The 22,558-nt window shown below is 59.6% G+C and carries 20 protein-coding genes; 16 read left to right on the top strand and 4 right to left on the bottom strand.

Going from position 1 to position 22,558, the window contains the following annotated elements; all coding sequences use genetic code 11:
• Positions 1 to 47: 47 nt before the first annotated feature.
• From JFT87_RS13640 to JFT87_RS13630, 3 genes are all read left to right on the top strand, one after another.
• Entirely contained in the window at positions 48 to 1,349 is a 1,302-nt protein-coding gene (locus tag JFT87_RS13640; protein WP_201201970.1) for a urate hydroxylase PuuD, read from the top strand.
• Positions 1,350 to 1,534: 185 nt separating this feature from the next.
• Positions 1,535 to 2,893: a nucleobase:cation symporter-2 family protein gene (locus JFT87_RS13635; RefSeq protein ID WP_201201969.1), complete on the top strand. Its 1,359-nt coding sequence runs from the start codon at positions 1,535 to 1,537 to the stop codon at positions 2,891 to 2,893.
• A gap of 499 nt (positions 2,894 to 3,392) precedes the next feature.
• Positions 3,393 to 4,184, top strand: coding sequence for an outer membrane protein OmpK (locus tag JFT87_RS13630; protein WP_201201967.1), 792 nt, complete (start codon positions 3,393 to 3,395; stop codon positions 4,182 to 4,184).
• Positions 4,185 to 4,274: 90 nt separating this feature from the next.
• Here JFT87_RS13630 and JFT87_RS13625 read toward each other — a convergent pair whose 3' ends face one another.
• Both JFT87_RS13625 and JFT87_RS13620 read right to left on the bottom strand, forming a co-directional pair.
• Positions 4,275 to 5,447, bottom strand: a complete 1,173-nt coding sequence (locus JFT87_RS13625; RefSeq protein ID WP_201201965.1) for a patatin-like phospholipase family protein — start codon at positions 5,445 to 5,447, stop codon at positions 4,275 to 4,277.
• Between the two features lie 35 nt (positions 5,448 to 5,482).
• Entirely contained in the window at positions 5,483 to 6,415 is a 933-nt protein-coding gene (locus tag JFT87_RS13620) for a lipid A biosynthesis lauroyl acyltransferase (protein WP_201201960.1), read from the bottom strand.
• Positions 6,416 to 6,533: 118 nt separating this feature from the next.
• Between JFT87_RS13620 and minC the strand changes: the two genes are divergently transcribed.
• The 8 genes from minC to JFT87_RS13580 all read left to right on the top strand — a co-directional run bounded on the left by minC (position 6,534) and on the right by JFT87_RS13580 (position 14,791).
• On the top strand, positions 6,534 to 7,271 hold the full coding sequence (minC, locus tag JFT87_RS13615) for a septum site-determining protein MinC (protein ID WP_201201959.1): 738 nt from the start codon (positions 6,534 to 6,536) through the stop codon (positions 7,269 to 7,271).
• A 201-nt stretch (positions 7,272 to 7,472) separates the two neighbouring features.
• Positions 7,473 to 8,285, top strand: coding sequence for a septum site-determining protein MinD (minD, locus tag JFT87_RS13610; RefSeq protein ID WP_150631077.1), 813 nt, complete (start codon positions 7,473 to 7,475; stop codon positions 8,283 to 8,285).
• Positions 8,285 to 8,539: a cell division topological specificity factor MinE gene (gene minE, locus JFT87_RS13605; protein ID WP_007898843.1), complete on the top strand. Its 255-nt coding sequence runs from the start codon at positions 8,285 to 8,287 to the stop codon at positions 8,537 to 8,539. Before minD ends, minE begins: the two co-directional genes overlap by 1 nt.
• A 91-nt stretch (positions 8,540 to 8,630) precedes the next feature.
• Positions 8,631 to 9,266, top strand: coding sequence for an RluA family pseudouridine synthase (locus JFT87_RS13600; RefSeq protein WP_201194812.1), 636 nt, complete (start codon positions 8,631 to 8,633; stop codon positions 9,264 to 9,266).
• A 261-nt stretch (positions 9,267 to 9,527) separates the two neighbouring features.
• The gene (locus JFT87_RS13595) at positions 9,528 to 10,817 is read left to right on the top strand and encodes a M18 family aminopeptidase (protein WP_201201958.1); all 1,290 of its coding nucleotides are present in this window, start codon (positions 9,528 to 9,530) and stop codon (positions 10,815 to 10,817) included.
• 158 nt (positions 10,818 to 10,975) lie between these two features.
• The gene (locus JFT87_RS13590; RefSeq protein WP_201201957.1) at positions 10,976 to 11,152 is read left to right on the top strand and encodes a hypothetical protein; all 177 of its coding nucleotides are present in this window, start codon (positions 10,976 to 10,978) and stop codon (positions 11,150 to 11,152) included.
• Between the two features lie 78 nt (positions 11,153 to 11,230).
• A complete protein-coding gene (locus JFT87_RS13585; RefSeq protein ID WP_201201956.1) occupies positions 11,231 to 13,387 on the top strand; it encodes a mechanosensitive ion channel domain-containing protein in 2,157 nt (718 codons plus the stop codon).
• Positions 13,388 to 13,456: 69 nt separating this feature from the next.
• Positions 13,457 to 14,791, top strand: a complete 1,335-nt coding sequence (locus JFT87_RS13580) for an amidohydrolase (protein ID WP_201201952.1) — start codon at positions 13,457 to 13,459, stop codon at positions 14,789 to 14,791.
• Positions 14,792 to 15,449: 658 nt separating this feature from the next.
• Here JFT87_RS13580 and JFT87_RS13575 read toward each other — a convergent pair.
• Together JFT87_RS13575 and JFT87_RS13570 are read right to left on the bottom strand one after the other, a co-directional pair.
• A complete protein-coding gene (locus tag JFT87_RS13575) occupies positions 15,450 to 16,712 on the bottom strand; it encodes an IS256 family transposase (RefSeq protein ID WP_201205128.1) in 1,263 nt (420 codons plus the stop codon).
• Positions 16,713 to 16,849: 137 nt separating this feature from the next.
• Positions 16,850 to 17,563 carry a UTRA domain-containing protein gene (locus JFT87_RS13570; RefSeq protein WP_201201950.1) on the bottom strand — a complete coding sequence of 238 codons (714 nt, stop codon included), beginning with the start codon at positions 17,561 to 17,563 and terminating at the stop codon, positions 16,850 to 16,852.
• 360 nt (positions 17,564 to 17,923) lie between these two features.
• Between JFT87_RS13570 and JFT87_RS13565 the strand changes: the two genes are divergently transcribed.
• From JFT87_RS13565 to JFT87_RS13545, 5 genes are all read left to right on the top strand, one after another.
• Positions 17,924 to 18,991 (top strand): ABC transporter substrate-binding protein, encoded by a 1,068-nt coding sequence (locus JFT87_RS13565; protein WP_201201949.1) that lies wholly within the window; start codon positions 17,924 to 17,926, stop codon positions 18,989 to 18,991.
• Between the two features lie 138 nt (positions 18,992 to 19,129).
• Positions 19,130 to 19,936: an alkaline phosphatase family protein gene (locus tag JFT87_RS13560; protein WP_201201947.1), complete on the top strand. Its 807-nt coding sequence runs from the start codon at positions 19,130 to 19,132 to the stop codon at positions 19,934 to 19,936.
• Positions 19,937 to 19,941: 5 nt separating this feature from the next.
• Positions 19,942 to 20,778: an ABC transporter permease gene (locus JFT87_RS13555; protein ID WP_201205184.1), complete on the top strand. Its 837-nt coding sequence runs from the start codon at positions 19,942 to 19,944 to the stop codon at positions 20,776 to 20,778.
• The gene (locus JFT87_RS13550; RefSeq protein ID WP_008005677.1) at positions 20,765 to 21,565 is read left to right on the top strand and encodes an ABC transporter permease; all 801 of its coding nucleotides are present in this window, start codon (positions 20,765 to 20,767) and stop codon (positions 21,563 to 21,565) included. The genes JFT87_RS13555 and JFT87_RS13550 overlap by 14 nt, the downstream gene beginning before the upstream one ends.
• Positions 21,562 to 22,551, top strand: coding sequence for an ABC transporter ATP-binding protein (locus JFT87_RS13545; RefSeq protein ID WP_201201946.1), 990 nt, complete (start codon positions 21,562 to 21,564; stop codon positions 22,549 to 22,551). The genes JFT87_RS13550 and JFT87_RS13545 overlap by 4 nt, the downstream gene beginning before the upstream one ends.
• Positions 22,552 to 22,558: the final 7 nt, after the last annotated feature.

The following is a 22,558-nucleotide window of genomic DNA, read 5'->3' as shown; positions in this document are numbered from 1 at the left end:
AAGGTCTGATCACTCGACAACAGAGTGACGGGCGAGAGGTAAAGACTGTGGAAGCACATCTGTTGGAATGGCTGAACCTTAGCGTGCGCTGGGTTCACATGATTACTGGCGTGGCCTGGATCGGTGCGTCGTTCTATTTCGTCTGGCTGGAAAACAACCTCAATCGGGTCAACCCGAAAAGCGGTCTGGCGGGCGATCTGTGGGCGATCCACGGCGGCGGTATCTATCACCTGGAAAAATACAAATTGGCTCCACCGACCATGCCGGACAACCTGCACTGGTTCAAATGGGAAGCCTACTTCACCTGGATGTCGGGGATCGCGCTGCTGTGCGTGGTGTTCTACTCCAACCCGACGCTGTACTTGCTGGCTCCGGGCAGCAGCCTGAGCGGTCCTGAAGGCGTGGCCATCGGTATCGGCTCGCTGTTCATCGGCTGGTTCATCTACTCCTTCCTCTGCGACTCGGCCCTGGGCAAACGCCCTGCCCTGCTCGGCGGAATTTTGTTCGTGCTGATCATCGGCGCGGCCTACGGCTTCAGCAAAGTGTTCAGCGGTCGTGGTGCGTACCTGCACGTTGGCGCGATCATCGGCACCATCATGGTCGGTAACGTGTTCCGCATCATCATGCCGGCGCAACGTGCGTTGGTCGCGGCGATTGCCGAGAACCGCACACCCGATCCGGCGCTGCCGGCCAAAGGTTTGCTGCGTTCGCGTCACAACAACTACTTCACCTTGCCCGTGCTGTTCATCATGATCAGCAACCACTTTCCGAGCACCTACGGCAGCCAATACAACTGGCTGATCCTGGCCGGGATCGCGGTGCTGGCGGTGTTGGTGCGTCACTACTTCAACACCCGTCACAACAGCCACAAGTTTGCCTGGACCCTGCCGGTTGCAGCCGTCGGCATGATCAGCCTGGCTTACGTGACTGGCCCGTCGCCGATGCCTACTGCGCCTGAAGTCGCGAAGGCTCCTGCCGCCATTGAGTACCAACCGTTGCCGGAAACTGCCCTCGGTGGTGGTGCCAAACCTGAAGCGGCCAAGCCTGCTGCGCCTGCCGCCGCACCGGCGCAAGCGTCGAGCCAGGGCCCGGCGTTCGACAAGGTGCACAGCGTGATTCAGGAACGCTGCGCCGTGTGCCATTCGGCCAAACCGACCAGCCCGCTGTTCAGTGCAGCACCGGCCGGCGTGATGTTCGATACCCCGCAACAAATCCAGCAATTGGCCCCGCGGATTCAGGCGCAAGCCGTCGCCAGCCAGATCATGCCACTGGGCAACATCACACAGATGACCCAGCAGGAACGTGACCTGATTGGTGCCTGGATCAATCAGGGAGCTCAAGTCAACTAAGCAACACAAAAGCCTGTGACAAGCGGGCTTTTGTGGCGAGGGAGCTTGCTCCCGCTGGACTGCGCAGCAGTCCCCTTTCTTATTGGAGAAAAGCGGGGCCGCTTCGCGCCCCAGCGGGAGCAAGCTCCCTCGCCACAGATTCGCCTGAAAAAAATCACAAGAATAAAAAAGATCCGAGGTGTTGCATGTCCGAGCTATCCGAAGCGCGCATCCCCGACGCACCCGCGATTCAGCGTTTGCCTCTTTTGCAACTGATCCTGGTCGGTCTGCAACACGTACTGCTGATGTACGGCGGCGCCATCGCGGTACCGCTGATCATCGGACAGGCCGCTGGCCTGAGTCGTGAAGAAATCGCCTTTTTGATCAACGCCGACCTGCTGGTCGCCGGCATTGCCACCGTCGTGCAATCGCTTGGGATCGGCCCGATGGGCATCCGCATGCCGGTGATGATGGGCGCCAGTTTCGCCGCCGTCGGCAGCATGGTCGCCATGGCCGGCATGCCCGGTATCGGCCTGCAAGGGATCTTCGGCGCGACTATCGCCGCCGGATTCTTCGGCATGATCATCGCGCCGTTCATGTCCAAAGTCGTACGCTTCTTCCCGCCGCTGGTGACCGGCACCGTCATCACCTCGATCGGTTTGTCGCTGTTCCCCGTGGCCGTGAACTGGGCCGGCGGCGGTGCTGGCGCGACTCAATTCGGTTCACCGATTTACCTGGCCATCGCCGCGCTGGTGCTGGCGACCATTCTATTGATCCACCGCTTTATGCGCGGTTTCTGGGTCAACATTTCCGTGCTGATCGGCATGTGCCTGGGCTACGCGCTCTGTGGCGTGATCGGCATGGTCGATCTCAGCGGCATGGCTCAAGCGCCATGGGTGCAGATCGTCACGCCGCTGCACTTCGGCATGCCGAAATTTGAACTCGCACCGATCCTGTCGATGTGCCTGGTGGTGGTGATTATCTTCGTCGAGTCCACCGGGATGTTCCTCGCCCTGGGCAAGATCACCGGTCAGGAAGTCTGCCCACGGATGCTGCGTCGCGGCTTGCTGTGTGATGCCGGCGCCTCGTTTTTCGCCGGTTTCTTCAACACGTTCACCCATTCCTCCTTCGCCCAGAACATCGGCCTGGTGCAGATGACCGGCGTGCGTTGCCGCTCGGTGACCATCGTCGCCGGCGGTTTGCTGGTGGTGTTGAGCCTGCTGCCGAAAGCGGCGTTCCTGGTGGCGTCGATTCCGCCGGCGGTACTGGGCGGCGCGGCCATTGCGATGTTCGGCATGGTTGCGGCCACGGGCATCAAGATCCTGCAAGAAGCCGACATCGGTGACCGCCGCAACCAGCTGCTGGTGGCAGTGAGCATCGGCATGGGCCTGATCCCGGTGGTCCGTCCGGAGTTCTTCGCGCACCTGCCACTGTGGATGAGCCCGATCACCCACAGCGGCATCGCCATGGCCACGCTGAGCGCCCTGTCGTTGAACCTGCTGTTCAACATTCTCGGTGGTAGAGAACGCGCGGCCATCAACGACTGCCACGCCCACACGCACTGATCAAAACCTGTGAAATGGCTGCCCTGTGGCAACCAGCAACTGCCTGCGCCTCAACAATAAAAACAAGAGGAAGCATCAGATGGTTTTTACCGACTCAAGCCTGTCGTTCAACGACGCCAGGCCCACCGCCAACAACCGTGCCCCAAACCTGTCGTCGGTGCGCTGTTGCGGGGCACTTGAGACCTGGCCAAGGAGTCAGTATTCTCCGCGGCCGCCCGAATCTGGTCTAAAAAAAAGCCCGGATTTAATTCCTGACCAGAAAGCCAACTTACCCCGGCTCTGGACGGTATCAAGGCATCCAAAAATCTCTCGTAATCGACTGTTTTCGAACAGCCGAACGGGAGTTTTTTTGCTTTTTGAAAGCCTTGGCTCAGCTCTTGCTAAGAGCACTAAAGCTGACCGATTGGATGAGTTTTTACAGCTGCAACAAAAGGCGCCACACCAGAGCGCCGACCTAAGAAAAAAAACGTGGAACCACCTACTTTTTGGGAGCAACCGAATGAAACGCACGTGCACCAGCCTGATGCTCGCGGGATCCTTGTTGGCCGGGGGCCAGGCAATGGCTGACAATGGCGACCTGCTGCTTTGGCAGAACAACAGCCTGACCTACCTCTACGGCAAGGGCTTCAAGGTCAACCCGTCCATTCAGCAAACCGTCACCTTTGAGCACGCCGACGCCTGGAAATACGGGGATAACTTCCTGTTCGTCGACAAGATCTTCTACAACGGCAAGGACGACGCCAACTCGGGTCCGAACTCCACTTATGGCGAGTTCAGCCCGCGTATTTCGCTGGGCAAGGTCCTGGACAAAAAGATCGAGTTCGGCCCGATCAAAGACGTGCTGCTGGCCATGACTTACGAGTTTGGTGAAGGCGACGTCGAGTCCTACCTGATCGGCCCGGGTTTCGACCTGGCGATCCCCGGCTTCGACTACTTCCAGCTGAACTTCTACCAGCGCCATCCTGATGGTGATCGTCCGGGCAACAATGTCTGGCAGATCACACCAGTCTGGTCCTATACCATCCCGGTTGGCGATTCGAGCGTCCTGATCGATGGCTACATGGACTGGGTGGTCGACAACGATAAAAACGCCCGTGGCGATTACCACGCTAACCTGCACTTCAACCCGCAGGTCAAATACGACTTGGGCAAAGCGCTGAATTTCGGCGCGAAGCAGTTGTACGTCGGTGTCGAGTACGACTACTGGAAGAACAAGTACGGGATTGATGACACCAATTCGTTCACCACCAATCAGAACGTGACGAGCTTGCTGGTGAAGTTCCACTTCTGATCTTAGAAGCTTCGCGAGCAGGCTCGCTCCCACATTCGACCGAGTTCCAATGTGGGAGCGAGCCTGCTCGCGAAAGCCTCAGCGCAAATCTCAGGCGGGAGCCACCGCTGCGGATATCCCAAGAAACCGACACAACTCATCCCGCTTGGCCAACGCATCCCGCCGCCCGAGGTCAATCAATTCGCTGCAATACCCCGCCTCGAACAGCAGATAGCTCAACACCCCTGCCCCACTGGTCTTGGTCGCCCCCGGCCCGCGCAAAAACAGGCGCAACGCGGCCGGCAATTCCTGGCGATGACGCGCGGCAATTTCATCGATTGGCTGACTCGGCGAAATCACCAGCACTTCCACCGGCGCCACGCCCAGGGTTCGAATCGGCGTGCCATCGGGCATCAGGTGGCTGAACTGGTTCAAACGCTCCAACAACTCGATGTCGCTTTCCAGGCTGTCAATGAACGTGCTGTTGAGCATGTGCCCGCCGATCTGCGCCAGCGTAGGCTGTTGACCCGTGTAGGTGCGCTGCAGCGGCTCCTGCGGATCGGACCCGCGCGGGTTGCCGCTGACACCCACCACCAGCACTCTGCTGGCGCCCAGGTGCAAGGCCGGGCTGATCGGCGCCGACTGACGCACTGCGCCATCACCGAAGAACTCCTCGCCGATTTTCACCGGGGCGAACAGCAGCGGAATCGCCGAGCTGGCCAGCAAGTGATCGACGGTCAATTGAGTCGGCACGCCAATCCGCCGATGGCGCAGCCAGGCATTGATGGTGCCGCCGCCCTGATAGAAGGTCACCGCCTGACCGGACTCGTAACCGAACGCGGTCACCGCCACGGCCTGCAATTGCTTTTGCTCGATGGCTTGCGCAATGCCGTCCATCGACAGTTTGTCGTTGAGCAAACCCCGCAGCGGTGAACTGTTGAGCAGCGCCACCGGCACCTGGCTGCCGATGCCGAGCAAGCTGTGGCTGACAAACCGGCTGGCCTGGTGAATCACGCCCGGCCAGTCGCTGCGCAACACCAGATGACTGCGGAAACCCTGCCAGAAGGCCGTCAGACGCTCGATAGCGCTGCGGAAGTCCATCGCGCCGCTGGCCAGGCTGACCGCGTTGATCGCCCCGGCAGACGTGCCGACGATCACCGGAAACGGATTGTCCGCGCCGGGCGGCAGCAACTCGGCAATCGCTGCCAGCACCCCTACCTGATAGGCCGCTCGAGCCCCGCCGCCGGAAAGAATCAATCCTGTAACCGGTTCAGCTGGGCGCATCGCAACACTCCATGGTGCCTAAAGGGATCGGTGATTCAACCGCGTTTTGCGTACAGTTTCGGCTCGCCTGGTGGGCGGCTCTTGAAGCGGCGATGAGCCCAGAGGTATTGCTGCGGGCAATCGCGCAAGGCGCCTTCGACCCACTGGTTGATACGAATGCAATCCGCCTCGTCAGTTTCGCCAGGGAAGTTATCGAGCGGCGCATGAATCACCAACCGATAACCGCTGCCGTCCGCCAGGCGTTCCTGGGTAAACGGCACCACCAACGCCTTGCCCAGCCGTGCAAACTTGCTGGTAGCAGTAACGGTCGCGGCCTGAATGCCGAACAACGGCACGAAGATACTTTGCTTGGCGCCGTAGTCCTGATCCGGTGCGTACCAGATCGCCCGGCCGGCCCGCAGCAGTTTGAGCATGCCGCGCACGTCGTCGCGCTCCACCGCCAGCGAATCGAGGTTGTGCCGCTCGCGGCCCCGGCGCTGGATGAAGTCGAACAATGGGTTTTTGTGTTCGCGGTACATGCCGTCGATCGTATGTTGCTGACCGAGCAGCGCCGCACCGATTTCCAGGGTGGTGAAATGCAGGGCCATCAGAATCACACCCTTGCCGTCGCGCTGGGCTTTTTTCAAATGCTCCAGGCCTTCGACATGGGCCAGTTTGGCCAGCCGCTGACGCGACCACCACCAACTCATGGCCATTTCGAAGAAGGCGATGCCGGTCGAGGCGAAGTTTTCCTTGAGCAGGCGCTTGCGCTCGACAGCGGTTTTTTCCGGGAAACACAGTTCAAGATTGCGCTTGGCGATGCGCCGTCGGTCGCCGGCCACTCGGTACATCAATGCACCCAAGGCGCGACCGACTGACAGCAACGCCGGATACGGCAACTGGACAATCAGCCACAACAGCCCCAGCCCGCACCACAATGGCCAGAAACGAGGAGAAAGAAATGCTGTACGAAAACGCGGGCGATCCATTAAAGGTTCCGGAAAGACAATGGCCGCGCATTCTACATCGTTCGACCCGGCTTGCGGCCTGCGGGCGTTCTCGTTATAAGTCTCGGCACTTTTAGTGACAAGCCGTTGTATGCCGACCATGAGCCAAACCGAACCGCTAGACCAAGATCCCGTGTTCCAGTTGAAGGGCAGCATGCTCGCCATTACGGTGCTGGAACTGGCCCGCAACGACCTCGAGATGCTCGATCGGCAACTGGCCGCCAAGGTCGCCCAGGCGCCGAATTTCTTCAGCAACGCGCCGCTGGTGCTGGCCCTGGACAAACTCCCGGCCAGTGAAGGCGCCGTCGATTTGCCGGGGCTGATGCGCGTCTGCCGTCAGCACGGCCTGCGCACCCTCGCGATCCGTGCCAGCCGTATCGAAGACATCGCCGCCGCCATTGCCGTCGACCTGCCAGTGCTGCCGCCGTCCGGCGCCCGTGAGCGTGCGCTGGACCCACACGAAGGCATCGTCGTAAAAAAACCGGAAAAACCACCTGAGCCGACCATCAAACCGACGAAGGTAATCACTTCGCCAGTACGTGGTGGCCAACAGATATATGCCCAGGGTGGCGATTTGGTCGTCGTTTCGTCGGTCAGCCCGGGGGCGGAACTTCTCGCCGATGGGAACATCCATGTATACGGCCCGATGCGCGGTCGAGCACTCGCCGGGGTCAAGGGCGACTCGAAAGCGCGAATTTTCTGTCAGCAAATGAGCGCTGAACTACTCTCCATCGCGGGCCATTACAAGGTCTCCGAGGACCTGCGTCGCGATCCGTTGTGGGGCTCGGGCGTACAAGTCAGCCTGTCGGGCGACGTGTTGAACATCATTCGGCTTTAACGGATACTGCCGCATTTTCCAAGCATCTCTAAAACGTAGCGAAAACGGCTCAAACGAAGTAGGAAAAAGGCCAAAAGCAGTGTTTACCGCAGGTACGCGCCGCTCAGGACCGGATTCCAGCCAAGGCTGTCCGACTGCAGTAGTTTTTCAAGAGATGTTTTTCAGGGGCTAAATGTCCTTTTTCCTTAGGGGTGAAACACCTTGGCCAAGATTCTCGTGGTTACATCCGGCAAGGGTGGTGTGGGTAAGACCACCACCAGCGCCGCTATCGGTACCGGCCTCGCTCTGCGCGGTCACAAAACAGTTATCGTCGACTTCGACGTCGGTTTGCGTAACCTCGACCTGATCATGGGTTGCGAGCGTCGCGTGGTGTATGACTTCGTCAACGTGGTCAACGGCGAAGCCAACCTGCAGCAAGCCCTGATCAAAGACAAACGCCTGGAAAACCTCTACGTACTGGCCGCCAGTCAGACCCGCGATAAAGACGCGCTGACTGTCGAAGGCGTGGAAAAAGTCCTGATGGCGTTGAAAGAAGACTTCGAATTCGTGGTCTGCGACTCCCCGGCCGGCATCGAGAAAGGTGCTCACCTGGCCATGTACTTCGCTGATGAAGCGATTGTCGTGACCAACCCGGAAGTGTCCTCGGTACGTGACTCGGACCGCATGCTGGGCCTGCTGGCCAGCAAATCGCGCCGCGCCGAGAACGGCGAAGAGCCGATCAAGGAACACCTGCTGCTGACCCGCTACAACCCGCAACGCGTCAGCGACGGCGAAATGCTTGGCGTCGAAGACGTTAAAGAGATTCTGGCCGTGACCCTGCTGGGCGTCATTCCGGAGTCCCAAGCAGTACTGAAGGCTTCCAACTCGGGCGTGCCCGTGATTCTCGACGACCAGAGCGACGCCGGTCAGGCGTACAGCGATGCGGTCGATCGTCTGCTGGGCAAAACCGTGGAGCATCGTTTCCTCGATGTTACGAAGAAGGGCTTCTTCGAGCGCCTGTTTGGAGGTAGATAATGAATCTTTTTGACTTCTTTCGTGCCAGCAAAAAGGTCAGCACCGCGTCGGTAGCGAAAGAGCGTCTACAGATCATCGTGGCGCATGAACGCGGCCAGCGCAGTACGCCGGACTACCTGCCAGCCTTGCAGAAGGAACTGGTGGAGGTGATCCGCAAGTACGTCAATATCGGGTCCGATGACGTGCACGTCGCCTTGGAAAACCAGGGTAGCTGCTCGATTCTGGAACTCAACATCACCCTGCCCGATCGCTGAGTCGATCCGGCAGGAACGACGGCGGTTCAGGGTCATTTCCATACGGGAATGACCCTGAACCGCCGTTGGCGTTTGTTACGAGGCTGTTTTAATGCCGTTGTCCAACGTTCACATCATCCATCAAGACGATGCCGTTCTGGTGGTGAACAAACCGACCCTGTTGCTCTCTGTCCCTGGCCGGGCCGATGACAACAAGGACTGTCTGATTACCCGTCTGCAAGAAAACGGCTACCCGGAAGCGCGAATCGTCCATCGGCTGGACTGGGAAACCTCGGGCATCATCCTGCTGGCCCGTGACCCGGACACCCATCGCGAATTGTCTCGGCAATTTCACGACCGTGAAACCGAAAAGGCCTACACCGCCCTGTGCTGGGGTCAGCCGGAACTGGACAGCGGCAGCATCGACTTGCCCCTGCGCTACGACCCGCCGACCAAGCCTCGGCATGTGGTGGATCACGAGTTCGGCAAGAATGCCCTGACCTTCTGGCGTGTGTTGGAGCGTTGCGGCGATTGGTGCCGCGTCGAACTGACGCCGATCACCGGCCGCTCCCATCAGTTGCGCGTGCACATGCTGTCCATCGGTCATCCGCTGCTGGGTGACGGGCTCTACGCTCACGAACAAGCCCTGGCTGCCTGGCCACGCTTGTGCCTGCACGCCAGCATGCTCAGCTTCACCCACCCGCAAAGCGGTGAGCGTTTGCGCTTTGAGTGCCCTGCACCGTTCTGACGGGTAATGAATGGTTTATTGTGGTGAAGGGGCTTTTGTGGCGAGGGAGCTTGCTCCCGCTGGAGCGCGAAGCGCTCCCCAAAACCAGCAATGTCATTCTGTCTGGCACACCGCGCGTGCAGGTTTTACGACTGCTACGCAGCCGAGCGGGAGCAAGCTCCCTCGCCACACTAAACTTCCCACAGCACAAGTGCGGTGCCCGCCCCGCACTTTGCGCTTTCAATACGTTAAACTCCCGCCCATTGCTGTCTGGAGTTTCTTATGCGCGAAGAGTTGAACCAAGGCCTGATCGACTTCCTCAAGGCCTCCCCTACCCCGTTTCATGCCACTGCCAGCCTCGTTCAGCGTCTGGAAGCGGCGGGTTTTTCGCGTCTTGATGAGCGTGAGCCCTGGACCATCGAAAACAACGGTCGTTACTACGTCACCCGTAATGACTCCTCGATCGTCGCCTTCAAGATGGGCCGCCATTCTCCGCTGCACGGCGGCATCCGCCTGGTCGGCGCTCACACCGACAGCCCGTGCCTGCGGGTCAAGCCGCAACCCGAGCTGCAACGCCAGGGTTTCTGGCAACTGGGCGTCGAAGTCTATGGCGGCGCGCTGTTGGCACCGTGGTTTGACCGTGACTTGTCCCTGGCCGGCCGCGTGACCTTCCGCCGTGACGGCAAGGTCGAGAGCCAGTTGATCGACTTCAAGGCACCGATTGCCACCATCCCGAACCTGGCCATTCACCTCAACCGTGAAGCCAACATGGGTTGGGCAATCAACGCCCAGACCGAGCTGCCGCCAATCCTCGCGCAATTTGCCGGTGACGAGCGCGTGGACTTCCGCGCCGTGCTCACCGACCAACTCGCCCGCGAACACGGCCTCAACGCCGACGTGGTGCTCGACTACGAGCTGAGCTTCTACGACACCCAAAGTGCGGCGGTCATTGGCCTGCATGGCGACTTCATCGCCGGCGCACGCCTGGACAACCTGCTGTCGTGCTACGCCGGCCTGCAAGCGTTGCTGACCACCGAAACCGACGAAACCTGCGTGTTTGTGGCCAACGACCACGAAGAAGTCGGTTCCTGCTCGGCCTGCGGCGCTGACGGCCCGATGCTGGAGCAGACTTTGCGTCGCGTGCTGCCCGAAGGTGATGAATTCGTACGCACCATTCAGAAATCCCTGCTGGTCTCGGCTGACAACGCCCACGGCGTTCACCCCAACTACGCCGAGAAACACGACGCCAACCACGGCCCGAAACTCAACGCCGGCCCGGTGATCAAGGTCAACAGCAACCAGCGTTACGCCACCAACAGCGAAACCGCCGGGTTCTTCCGCCATCTGTGCATGGCCGAAGAAGTGCCAGTGCAGAGCTTCGTGGTGCGCAGCGACATGGGCTGTGGCTCGACCATCGGCCCGATCACCGCCAGTCATTTGGGCGTGCGCACCGTGGACATCGGCCTGCCGACCTTCGCCATGCACTCGATCCGTGAACTGTGCGGCAGCCACGACCTGGCTCACCTGGTCAAAGTGCTGAGCGCGTTCTACGCCTGCCACGAGCTTCCATAGCCCCTGTAGGAGCTGGTAGGAGCTGTCGAGGGAAACGAGGCTGCGATCCTTTGATCTTGCCTTTAAAAAGCAAAATCAAAAGATCGCAGCCTTCGGCAGCTCCTACGATTCGAAATCGACCTAAACTTTAAATATCCCCCACGACAAGGCAGTCACCCATGATTTCGATGTCTTCGTTCCACGCCATGCTCATCCCCATTCTCGCCGGGATGATCATGCTGGCAATCGGCTTTAACTTTCGTGACAAGAACGCCGGCGTCTTCGCCATGTGGGTCGGCATGCTGGTGATCCTCGCCACCGTGGTCTACAAGATCCTCGCCAAGCTCAACGAATAAATCCGTGCGCCTGGCTCGCATTGATTTTGACGGGCTCGTACACTCGGCCGATCCGCTCTTCCTAAGGTTGACCGCCTAGTGTTCGCTCGTCTTTTCGCCCTTCCGTGTTTCCTCCTAATCTGCCTGATGACGCTGCTGCCGATGGCGCCTGCCCAAGCGGTCAGTTTGCCGGGGCTGCTCAGCAACTCGGCGAAAACCCAGCCCGAAGCCCAGGAACCGCTGGGGCAATCCCTGGACGAAGTAATCAAGTCCCTGGAAAACGATCAGCAGCGGACCAAACTGCTGGCAGACCTGAAGAAACTGCGCGACGTCACCAAACAGGCCCAGCCGGCCACCGAGGTCGGTGTTCTCGGACTGATCGGCGGTACCCTGAGCAGTTTCGAAAAGCAATTTTCCGGTGCCGACAGCCCACTCACCCGCTGGTCTGAAGAGTTCGGTCTGGCCAAGGATGAACTGTCGGCCCTGATGATGCCGGCCAATGAGTGGCTGCCGATCATCTTTGCCTTCGCCATGATCCTGATGGTCTGGAGCCTGCTGGCCGCCGCCCTGATCTGGCTTGGCCATCGGGTGCGCATGCGCTTCGGCCTGACCGAAGAACTGCCGCAACACCCCAAGGCCCTCGACATGTTGCGCTTTGCCTTGCGCAAACTCGGGCCGTGGCTGATTGCCTTGGTGATGACGGTTTATATGACTTACGCACTGCCTTCGTCATTGGGCAAAAGCCTGGCGATGGTGCTGGCGTACGCGTTGGTGGTCGGCACCTGTTTTTCGGCGATCTGCGTGATTGCCTTCTCCGTGCTCGACGGCCCGCACCGCCATCGCGCCTTGTACATCCTGCGTCATCAGGCTTTCCGGCCGTTGTGGCTGATCGGCAGTTTCGCCGCGTTTGGCGAAGCCCTGAACGACCCGCGCCTGGTCGCCAGTCTTGGTGTGCACCTGGCACACACTGCCGCCACCATCGCCAACGTACTGGCGGCGCTGTCCACCGGACTGTTCATCCTGCGCTTCCGCCGGCCCATCGCTCACCTGATCCGCAACCAGCCACTGTCCCGCCGCCTGACCCGCCGCGCCCTGAGCGACACCATCGATATCCTCGGCACCTTCTGGTATGTGCCGGCGCTGGTGCTGGTGTGCATTTCGCTGTTTGCCACGTTCATTTCGGCGGGCGACACCAGCACCGCGTTGCGCCAGTCGCTGATCTGCACCGTGCTGCTGGTGTTGTGCATGGTCATCAACGGGCTGGTACGCCGGCACTCGCTCAAACCGCAACGGACCATCAAGCGTCACGCACTGTATTCCGAGCGACTGAAAAGCTTCTGCTACACCCTCGCCCATCTGTTTGTGTGGCTGGTGTTTATCGAACTCGGCCTGCGGGTCTGGGGCATGTCACTGATTGCCTTCACCGAAGGCGAAGGCCATGACGTCAGCGTCAAACTGTTCAGCCTCGCCTTTACGCTGATTTTCGCCTGGCTGATCTGGATCCTCAGCGACACCGCGGTGCATCACGCCCTCACCCGCTCGCGCAAAGGCCTGGCCAATGCCCGGGCGCAGACCATGATGCCGCTGATCCGCAACGTGCTGTTCGTGGCGATCTTCATCATTGCGCTGATCGTCGCGCTGGCGAACATGGGCATGAACGTCACGCCACTGCTGGCCGGTGCCGGTGTGATCGGCCTGGCGATTGGTTTTGGTGCGCAATCGCTGGTCGCGGACTTGATCACCGGGCTGTTCATCATCATTGAAGACTCGCTGGCCATCGACGACTACGTGGATGTCGGCGGCCACCTCGGCACCGTCGAAGGCCTGACCATCCGTACCGTGCGTCTGCGGGACATCGACGGCATCGTGCACACGATCCCGTTCAGCGAAATCAAAAGCATCAAGAACTACTCCCGGGAATTCGGCTACGCGATCTTCCGGGTGGCGGTGCCCTACAACATGGAAATCGACGACGCGATCAAACTGATGCGCGATGTCGGCCAGAAGATGCGCACCGATCCGCTGCAGCGGCGCAATATCTGGTCGCCACTGGAGATTCAGGGCGTGGAAAGTTTCGAGTCCGGCAGCGCGATTCTGCGGGCTCGGTTCAAGACCGCGCCGATCAAACAATGGGAAGTTTCCCGAGCGTTCAACCTGTCGCTCAAGCGCCATCTGGATGAGGCTGGACTGGATCTGGCAACACCGCGCATGAGCGTACAAGTGATCACTGCCGGTGGCGGCCAGCCGAAGGAATAGCACGCACGCGCGCGCGCGGTTGCAGTCACAGGCAGAGAAGCCCTAACAACAATAATCAAGGAGAGCCCGATGCTACTGACGCGCATTGCCCAAGCCGTACTACTCACCCTTTTCGCCGGCCACGCCGGCGCGGCGACAATGGACAGCACCCGTACGCAAATTGCCGAACAAGCGCAAAAGCTCGAACCCGAATTGCTGGAAACCCGCCGCGACATCCATGCCCACCCCGAGCTCGGCAACAACGAAAAGCGCACGTCCGAGTTAGTCGCCAAACAACTGAAAGCCATGGGCCTGGAAGTCAAAACCGGCGTCGCCCGCACCGGCGTCGTTGCCATCCTCAAAGGCGCCCTGCCCGGCCCGACCGTAGCCCTGCGCGCCGACATGGACGCGCTGCCGGTCAAAGAAGTCTCCAACCTGCCCTTCGCCTCGAAAGCCAAAGGCACCTACCTCGACAAAGAAGTCGACGTCATGCACGCCTGCGGCCACGACGCCCACACCGCCATCCTGCTGAGCACGGCAAAAATTCTCACCGGCATGCGCGACACCCTGCCCGGCACCGTGGTGTTCTACTTCCAGCCTGCCGAAGAGGGCCCGAGCGACTTCATCCCCGACGGCAAAAACACCTGGGGCGCGAAAATGATGGTCGAGGAAGGCGTGATGAAATCACCCAGACCCGACGCCGTCTTCGGCCTGCACGTCTGGGCCGGCGTCCCCGCCGGCCAAATCGCCTACCGCCCCGGCCCGACCCTGGCCAGCTCCGACGACCTGCGCATCAAAATCCTCGGCAAACAAACCCACGCCGGCCGCCCCTGGGACGGCATCGACCCGATCACCGTCGGCGCCCAAACCATCGTCGGCCTGCAAACCGTAGTCAGCCGCCGCACCGACATCTCGTCTTATCCATCGGTGGTCAGCATCGGCACGATCAATGGCGGGACGCGTTACAACATCATTCCCGAATCGGTCGACATGAGCGGAACGATCCGCTCCTACGACTACGGCATCCGCCAGAAACTGCACGCCGACGTACGCCAGACCATCGAAAAAATCGCAGAAAGCGGTGGTGCGAAAGCGGACGTCACCATCATCGAAAAATACGACCCGACGATTAACAACCCGGCACTCACCGAAAAAATGCTACCGACGTTGAAGTGGGCGGCCAAGGACGACGTGGTGAATGCCCCGCTGGTGGGCGGCGCAGAAGACTTTTCTTTCTATGCCAAGGAAGTGCCGGGATTGTTTGTATTTCTCGGGGTGACGCCACGGGATCAGGACATGAGCAAAGCGGCGCCGAATCACAACCCAGGTTTCTTCGTGGATGAATCGGCACTGGTGGTGGGCGTGAGGACACTCGCCTCGTTGGCGACCGATTATTTGTATGCCAATGCGGGGGTAGGCAAATAAGGACAGGGATTAGGGCGATTGTGGGGGCGCTTTCGCGAGCAGGCTCGCTCCTACATCTAGACCATGTGCAGCCTGCCAGAGATTGGTCGGCTGTTCGGGCGCCTTCGCGAGCAGGCTCGCTCCCACATTTGGACCATGTGCAGCCTGCCAGAAATTGGTCGGCTGTCAGGTTGCCATCGCGAGCAGGCTCGCTCCCACATTTGGACCATGTGCAGCCTGCCAGAAATTGGTCGGCTGTCAGGCCGCCTCGCGAGCAAGCTCTGCTCCCACGAAGAGCAAAAGCAGAACCCGCAACGCCTCTGCTCCTCACCACTCAACACAATGAGCGCAAGCTCGAGTACCGCTTTTGACCTTGCCGTGCTGGCCCCTTCGGCAGGCTGAGTGGAGGGATTTATCCGGGGGTGGGAGCGCAGCGACCGTTCGACGAAGTCGAACACATCGAGAGGAGGTGCAGCGAAGCAAACCGTAGGCGATGCCCCCGGATAGATCCCGTAACGAAGGAACCCCGAGCCCCAGCGAGCGGGCCGAACGCCGGGGCCCAGCGTTTTGGTTACTTTTGGGCGTCTGCAAAAGTGACTCGCTGTAAAAGCGAAACCGGAGAGTGTCAGATTTTTTGTGTGCGGGCCGTTAATGGCCTGCCGTCAGGCAGGCCTTCATTTCACCAGTTAGACCTGATGAATCGGTCCCCGTACAAAACCGCAAATTGATTCATAGCGTTTTTCCAGTCATGGGCGGCGCTTCCCCAGTTGGCGGTGATGTTTTGCAGTGCCAGCCAGATCAGTTTCGTCGCGGCTTCGTCGGTTGGAAAGTGACCTCTTGTCTTGATGATCTTGCGCAGCTGCGAGTTGATACTCTCGATGGCATTGGTGGTGTAGATCACCTTTCGTATGGCTGGCGGGAACACAAAGAACGGGATAACTCGATCCCAAGCGCGTCGCCAGGCTGCAACCACCGTTGGATATTGCTTGCCCCAAGGCCCCGATTCGAAGGCATCCAGAGCTTGCTCGGCGACTTCGGCGTTGAGTGCTTGATAAATCGGTTTCAGGGCCTTGGCCAGTTCGCGACGCTTGTCCCATGCCGCGTAATCAAGGCTGTTGCGGATCAGGTGAACGATGCATGTCTGCAACGCTGTCTGAGGAAACACTGCACTCAAGGCTTCAGGCATGCCTTTGAGACCATCCGTTACCGCAATCAGGACATCTTCGACACCTCGGGTTTTAAGGTCGTTGAAGACTTTCATCCAGAACTTGGCGCCCTCTGTGTTCTCAATCCAGATGCCCAGAATGTCGCGGGTGCCGTCCGGAAGTACGCCCAGAGCCAGGTAAATCGCTTTGTTGCGAACCACGCCTTCATCACGGATTTTAACCCGCAGCGCATCAAAGAAAATGACCGGGTACATGGGCTCGAGGGGCCGTTGTTGCCACGTACTGACTTCCTCCAGAACAGCGTCGGTAACGGTGCTGATGAAGTCATGGGAGACATCTGTTGCGTACTGTTCCGAGAGAAATGCACGAATCTCACGAACGCTCATGCCGCGGGCATACATGGCAATGATCTTGTCATCAAAGCCTGTAAAACGCCGCTCGTGTTTGGGGATCAAAATCGGAGAAAAGCTGCCGTCACGGTCTCTGGGAATATCCAGACGCAACGGGCCGTCATCGGTCAGCACGGTTTTGCCGCTCTTGCCGTTACGCTGGTTACTCGAATCCTCAGGGCGCTCCGCGCCCTGAGGATAGCCAAGGTGAAGTCCCAACTCGGCACCAAGGGCTCTTTCGATAAGCGCCTTTTTGAACGCCATCGCGGCATCCTGAATCGCTTCGGCACTCATCGTCTCGCTGAGGAACTGGTCGATCAGCTCTTTTGGAATGGACGGAAGGTCACGCTTGGCCTCACGGGCCGGTTTCTTTTGGTTGGCATACATGCACCTCTGCAGCATGTTATGCCCGAACACAAAATTTATGACACTCCCCGAAACCGCCAGCCGCAGCAACCAAAGAAACGGATATTCACACAGCCCCCAAAAGCCTGGTCGGCCCACAGGCCGCCAAGGCAAAAGCCTCAAACCACATCGACACCCACATGAATCGCATCATGGCGCCAAAACTCCAGATCACAGTCGATCAGCCGCTCATGCTGATCATAATTGACCCGGGCAATCCGCAACCCCGGACTCCCCACCGACACCCTTAGCGCCGCCGCCGCATCCACCGACAACGACGTCGGCACGATCTCGAACCGCACCCGCCCGTAGTGCAAATCGTAGTGCCGCGCGTACAGCTCGGTAATCGACTGATTCAAATCAAACTCGAGAATCCCCGGGAAAAACTGTGGATTCAAATAGTGCTCCACATACAACACCAGACGCCCGTCGATGCGCCGCGCACGGCAAATCTGAATCACGCTCGACAACGCCGGCAACTGCAACCAGGCACACACCGCCGCCGACGCCGGCTGCAAACGCGCTGAAATCACCTCGGTGGACGGCACTCGCCCCTGGGCACTGACCATCGCGTGAAAGTGGCTGCGCTGCATCAAGTTGTAGGCCAGGCGCGGCGGCGAGACGAACCAGCCGCGGCGCTCCTCGCGATAAATCTGGCCCTGCGCTTCCAACTGTAACAACGCCTCACGCACGGTAATCCGTGTGGTCCCGAACAACTCACTGAGCTTGCGCTCGGCCGGCAGCTTGCTGCCAGCCGCCAGCAAGCCGTGGTCGAGCTGCTCCTGAAGGACCTGGCCAATGGCTGTCACTGCTTTTGTTGCCTCATCACGCATCAACGTTACCTATCTGGACTAGACCAGCACTGTTTCGGGGCAGAACCGCGCGGCAAAACCCGCTTATCGAACGTTCTGCAAGCCTAGGCAGTGCAGATGACTGAGAGATGACAGCTGCCCAACGGTCATCTTTAAATTCTTTTCAAACCCTGCAATACATCGGCCAAGTCCCTTGTGTAGCGGGCCTTTGCCCATGGTCTACGCTTACCGGGCACCCGCCAATTCCGGGCAAATAAAAGTCCTGCTGGGCGACGACCGACATGAAAGTGTCATCCACTGCCCTTAAATTGGCTCAGGTATTGCTGACCTAGACCAACACAACCGCAATCGCAGCGTTGAAAACGCCCAAAGGAGCTTCGGATGAAACAGCTTTTCCTGGCATCACTGTTAGGCTCGACCATTGCCATGTGCACCGCCGCCATGGCTGCTGATACGGATTTGAAAACTTTGGAAGCCGCTGCGAAAGCGGAAGGCGCCGTCAACAGCGTCGGCATGCCCGATGACTGGGCCAACTGGAAAGGCACCTGGGAAGACCTGGCCAAGACCTATGGCCTGAAACACATCGACACCGACATGAGCTCGGCCCAGGAAGTGGCCAAGTTCGCCGCTGAAAAAGACAACGCCAGTGCCGACATCGGCGACGTGGGCGCCGCTTTCGGCCCGATCGCCGTCAAACAAGGCGTGACCCAACCGTACAAACCAACCACCTGGGCGCAAGTCCCGGACTGGGCGAAAGACAAGGACGGCAACTGGGCCCTGGCCTACACCGGCACCATCGCTTTCATTGTGAACAAAAAACTGCTGCACGGTTCCGAAGCCCCGAAAAGCTGGGCTGACCTGAAAACCGGCAAATACAAAGTCTCCATCGGCGACGTGAGCACCGCCGCTCAAGCCGCCAACGGCGTCCTGGCCGCAGCATTGGCCAACGGCGGCGACGAAAAGAACATCCAGCCTGCATTGCTGATGTTTGCCGAGATCGCCAAGCAAGGTCGTCTGTCGCTGGCTAACCCGACCATCGCCACCATGGAGAAAGGTGAAGTGGAAGTGGGCGTGGTCTGGGACTTCAACGGCCTGAGCTACAAGGCCAAGATGACCAACCCGGATGACTACGTGGTGCTGATCCCGTCCGATGGCTCGGTGATCTCCGGCTACACCACCATCATCAACAAATACGCCAAGCACCCGAACGCCGCCAAGCTGACCCGCGAGTACATCTTCAGCGACGCCGGCCAGACCAACCTGGCGCGCGGCAACGCCCGTCCAATCCGTGCCGAGCACCTGACCCTGCCGGAAGACGTGAAAGCCAAGCTGCTGCCGAACGAGCAGTACAAAAAAGTAACGCCGATCAAAGACGCCGACGCATGGGAGAAGACCTCCAAGGCCCTTCCTCAGAAGTGGCAGGAAGAAGTCATCGTAGAGATGAAGTAATCCTTCATCTGTAGGAGCAAAGCTTGCTCGCGAACCGCAGCACCACGGTTTATCGAAAACCGCGCCGCGCCCTTCGCGAGCAAGCTCTGCTCCTACAGTTTTTAACGACTTTTATTGTTTTGCGGAGTCATCGCCCCTATGAAGCACAACGTCATCCTTGTCGTGCTCGACGGCCTCAACTACGAGGTCGCGCGCCACGCCATGGGGCACCTGCAGGCTTACGTCGGCGCAGGACGCGCAGCGCTCTACAAACTGGAGTGCGAACTGCCGGCCCTGTCCCGACCGCTGTATGAATGCATCCTGACCGGCGTAACGCCGATCGACAGCGGCATCGTCCACAACAACGTCTCGCGCCTGTCCAACCAGCGCAGCATCTATCACTACGCCCGCGACGCCGGCCTCGTCACCGCAGCAGCGGCCTATCACTGGATCAGCGAGCTGTACAACCGTTCGCCGTTCGTGGCCGCTCGGGACCGTCACACCGACAACCCGGAACTGCCGATCCAGCACGGGCATTTCTACTGGAGCGATCACTACCCTGACTCGCACCTGTTCGCCGACGCGGAAAACCTGCGCCTGCGTCACGCACCGAACTTTCTATTGATACACCCCATGAACATCGACGACGCCGGGCACAAGCACGGCCTCGACACCCCGCAATACCGCAACAGCGCCCGCTCGGCCGACATCATCCTCGCCGACTACCTGCAAACCTGGCTCGACGCCGGTTACCAGGTGCTGGTGACCGCCGACCACGGCATGAACAACGACCGCTCCCACAACGGCCTGTTGCCGGAAGAACGCGAAGTGCCGCTGTTCGTCCTCGGCGACGCCTTCAGTTTCAACGCCGGCGCCGCACCGAAACAGACGGAAATCTGCGGCACCGTCTGCGAACTGCTGGGCGTGGCCCACGACAAACCTGTGTGCCAGGAGCTGCTCAAGTGAACGCCATGACCCGTGGTAAATGGCTGGCAGCCTTATGCCTGGTGCCCTTCGCGATTTTCTTTATCGTGTTCGAGATCGCCCCGCTGTGCTGGGTGATGATCAACAGCGTGCAATCGGAAGAGTTCGGTTGGGGCATCGAAAACTTCACCAAGATCTTCAATTCGAAGTTCTATTTGCAGGCGATCCAGTACAGCCTGGAGATCAGCTTCTGGTCCAGCGTGTTCGGGATCATCATCGCGGTGCTCGGCGCCTACTCGCTGCGCCGGGTCGATTCGAAGCTGCGCAACTTCGTCAACGCCTTCGCCAACATGACCAGCAACTTTGCCGGCGTGCCGTTGGCCTTCGCCTTCATCATTCTGCTGGGCTTCAATGGCAGCTTCACGATCATGCTGAAGCAGGCCGGGGTCATTCAGGACTTCAACCTGTACTCGAAAACCGGGCTGATCATTCTCTACACCTACTTCCAGATTCCCCTGGGCGTGCTGCTGCTCTATCCGGCCTTCGATGCATTGCGCGAAGACTGGCGTGAGTCCGCCGAACTGCTGGGCGCCAGTGGCTGGCAGTTCTGGCGCCACATCGGTTTGCCGGTGCTGACCCCGGCGCTGCTCGGCACCTTCGTGATCCTGCTGGCCAACGCCCTCGGCGCCTACGCCACGGTGTACGCATTGACCACCGGCAACTTCAACGTGCTGCCGATCCGTATCGCGGCGATGGTCTCCGGCGATATTTCCCTGGACCCGAACATGGCCAGTGCCCTGGCCGTGGTGCTGGTGGCGTTGATGACCCTGGTGACCATCGTGCATCAGCTGCTGTTGAAGAGGAGCTACCATGTCTCGCGCTGAATTAGGCCCGGTCGGTGTCTATCACCGGGTCGTGGTGTATTTGCTGTTTGCCATTCTGTTGCTACCGCTGGCCGGCACGTTGATTTACTCGATTGCCAGCAGTTGGTCGGCGACCATTCTGCCCAGCGGTTTTACCTTCAAGTGGTACATCCAGCTGTGGAGTGATCCGCGGTTTCTCGACGCGTTTGGCCAGTCGCTGCTGGTGTGTGTCGGCTCGCTGATCCTGTCGGTGGTGCTGATTCTGCCGCTGCTGTTTGTGGTCCATTACCACTTCCCAAAACTGGATGCGCTGATGAACATCCTGATCCTGCTGCCCTTCGCGGTGCCACCGGTGGTGTCGTCGGTGGGGCTGCTGCAGCTCTATGGTTCCGGGCCGTTTGCAATGGTCGGTACGCCGTGGATTCTGATCGGTTGCTACTTCACCGTGGCGCTGCCGTTCATGTACCGGGCGATCACCAACAACCTGCAAGCGATCAACCTGCGCGACCTGATGGACGCCGCCCAACTGCTCGGTGCCAGCACCTGGCAAGCGGCGTTCCTGGTGGTGCTGCCGAACCTGCGCAAAGGTTTGATGGTGGCGCTGCTGCTGTCGTTCTCGTTCCTGTTCGGTGAGTTCGTGTTCGCCAACATCCTCGTCGGCACCCGCTACGAAACCCTGCAGGTCTACCTCAACAACATGCGCAACAGCAGCGGCCACTTCACCAGTGCACTGGTGATTTCCTACTTCTTCTTCGTGCTGGTTCTGACCTGGGCGGCCAATATCTTGAACAAGGACAAAAGCGAATGAGCTATGTCAGCGTCCAACACCTTCAAAAGAATTACGCCGGCACCACGGTGTTCAGCGACATCAACTGCGAAATCAAGAAGGGTGAATTCGTCACCCTCCTCGGCCCGTCCGGTTGCGGCAAGTCCACGCTGCTGCGCTGCATCGCCGGGCTGACCTCGGTGGATGGCGGCAAGATCCTGCTCGATGGCGTCGACATCGTGCCATTGAGCCCGCAGAAACGCGGGATCGGCATGGTGTTCCAGAGCTATGCACTGTTCCCGAACATGACCGTGGAGCAGAACGTCGCGTTCGGTTTACGCATGCAAAAGGTCAACGCTGACGACAGTCACAGGCGCGTTACCGAAGTGCTGAAACTGGTGGAGCTCAATGACTTCGCCGCCCGTTATCCGCATCAACTGTCCGGCGGCCAATGCCAACGGGTTGCGCTGGCCCGTTCGCTGGTCACCCGGCCGCGGCTGTTGCTGCTGGATGAACCGTTGTCGGCCCTGGATGCGCGGATTCGCAAGCACTTGCGCGAACAGATCCGCGCAATCCAACGCGAACTCGGCCTGACCACGATCTTCGTCACACATGACCAGGAAGAAGCCCTGACCATGTCTGACCGGATTTTCCTGATGAATCAGGGAAAGATCGTACAAAGCGGCGATGCCGAAACCCTTTACACCGCGCCAATCGATGTCTTTGCCGCCGGCTTCATCGGCAACTACAACCTGCTGGATGCCGACAGCGCGACGAAACTGCTGCAACGGCCGATCAGCGGGCGCATCGCGATTCGCCCGGAAGCCATCGAACTGAGCCTCAACGGCGAGCTCGATGCGCAGGTCCGCAGCCACAGCTTGCTGGGCAACGTGATTCGCTATCGGGTTGAAGCCCGTGGCGTGGAATTGGTGGTGGATGTGCTGAACCGCTCGGCGGCCGATCTGCATCCCGATGGTCAGCGCCTGGCACTTTCCATCGATCCAACGGCCCTGTGTGAGGTAGCCTGATGCCTTT

Source organism: Pseudomonas sp. TH15 (assembly GCF_016651105.1).
In the GTDB taxonomy this organism is placed as follows: Bacteria; Pseudomonadota; Gammaproteobacteria; order Pseudomonadales; family Pseudomonadaceae; genus Aquipseudomonas.
This window is presented reverse-complemented; position numbering and strand designations above follow the sequence as displayed.

Bases quoted from the DNA above. Each gene is read 5' to 3' on its own strand.
- minC (WP_201201959.1), top strand. From the start codon at position 6,534: ATGAGCCAAACCGAACCGCTAGACCAAGATCCCGTGTTCCAGTTGAAG.
- JFT87_RS13565 (WP_201201949.1), top strand. From the start codon at position 17,924: ATGAAACAGCTTTTCCTGGCATCACTGTTAGGCTCGACCATTGCCATG.
- JFT87_RS13630 (WP_201201967.1), top strand. From the start codon at position 3,393: ATGAAACGCACGTGCACCAGCCTGATGCTCGCGGGATCCTTGTTGGCC.
- minE (WP_007898843.1), top strand. From the start codon at position 8,285: ATGAATCTTTTTGACTTCTTTCGTGCCAGCAAAAAGGTCAGCACCGCG.
- JFT87_RS13555 (WP_201205184.1), top strand. From the start codon at position 19,942: ATGACCCGTGGTAAATGGCTGGCAGCCTTATGCCTGGTGCCCTTCGCG.
- JFT87_RS13570 (WP_201201950.1), bottom strand. From the start codon at position 17,563: ATGCGTGATGAGGCAACAAAAGCAGTGACAGCCATTGGCCAGGTCCTT.
- JFT87_RS13635 (WP_201201969.1), top strand. From the start codon at position 1,535: ATGTCCGAGCTATCCGAAGCGCGCATCCCCGACGCACCCGCGATTCAG.
- JFT87_RS13595 (WP_201201958.1), top strand. From the start codon at position 9,528: ATGCGCGAAGAGTTGAACCAAGGCCTGATCGACTTCCTCAAGGCCTCC.
- JFT87_RS13560 (WP_201201947.1), top strand. From the start codon at position 19,130: ATGAAGCACAACGTCATCCTTGTCGTGCTCGACGGCCTCAACTACGAG.
- JFT87_RS13575 (WP_201205128.1), bottom strand. From the start codon at position 16,712: ATGTATGCCAACCAAAAGAAACCGGCCCGTGAGGCCAAGCGTGACCTT.
- JFT87_RS13545 (WP_201201946.1), top strand. From the start codon at position 21,562: ATGAGCTATGTCAGCGTCCAACACCTTCAAAAGAATTACGCCGGCACC.
- JFT87_RS13620 (WP_201201960.1), bottom strand. From the start codon at position 6,415: ATGGATCGCCCGCGTTTTCGTACAGCATTTCTTTCTCCTCGTTTCTGG.
- JFT87_RS13590 (WP_201201957.1), top strand. From the start codon at position 10,976: ATGATTTCGATGTCTTCGTTCCACGCCATGCTCATCCCCATTCTCGCC.
- JFT87_RS13600 (WP_201194812.1), top strand. From the start codon at position 8,631: ATGCCGTTGTCCAACGTTCACATCATCCATCAAGACGATGCCGTTCTG.
- JFT87_RS13550 (WP_008005677.1), top strand. From the start codon at position 20,765: ATGTCTCGCGCTGAATTAGGCCCGGTCGGTGTCTATCACCGGGTCGTG.
- JFT87_RS13580 (WP_201201952.1), top strand. From the start codon at position 13,457: ATGCTACTGACGCGCATTGCCCAAGCCGTACTACTCACCCTTTTCGCC.
- JFT87_RS13625 (WP_201201965.1), bottom strand. From the start codon at position 5,447: ATGCGCCCAGCTGAACCGGTTACAGGATTGATTCTTTCCGGCGGCGGG.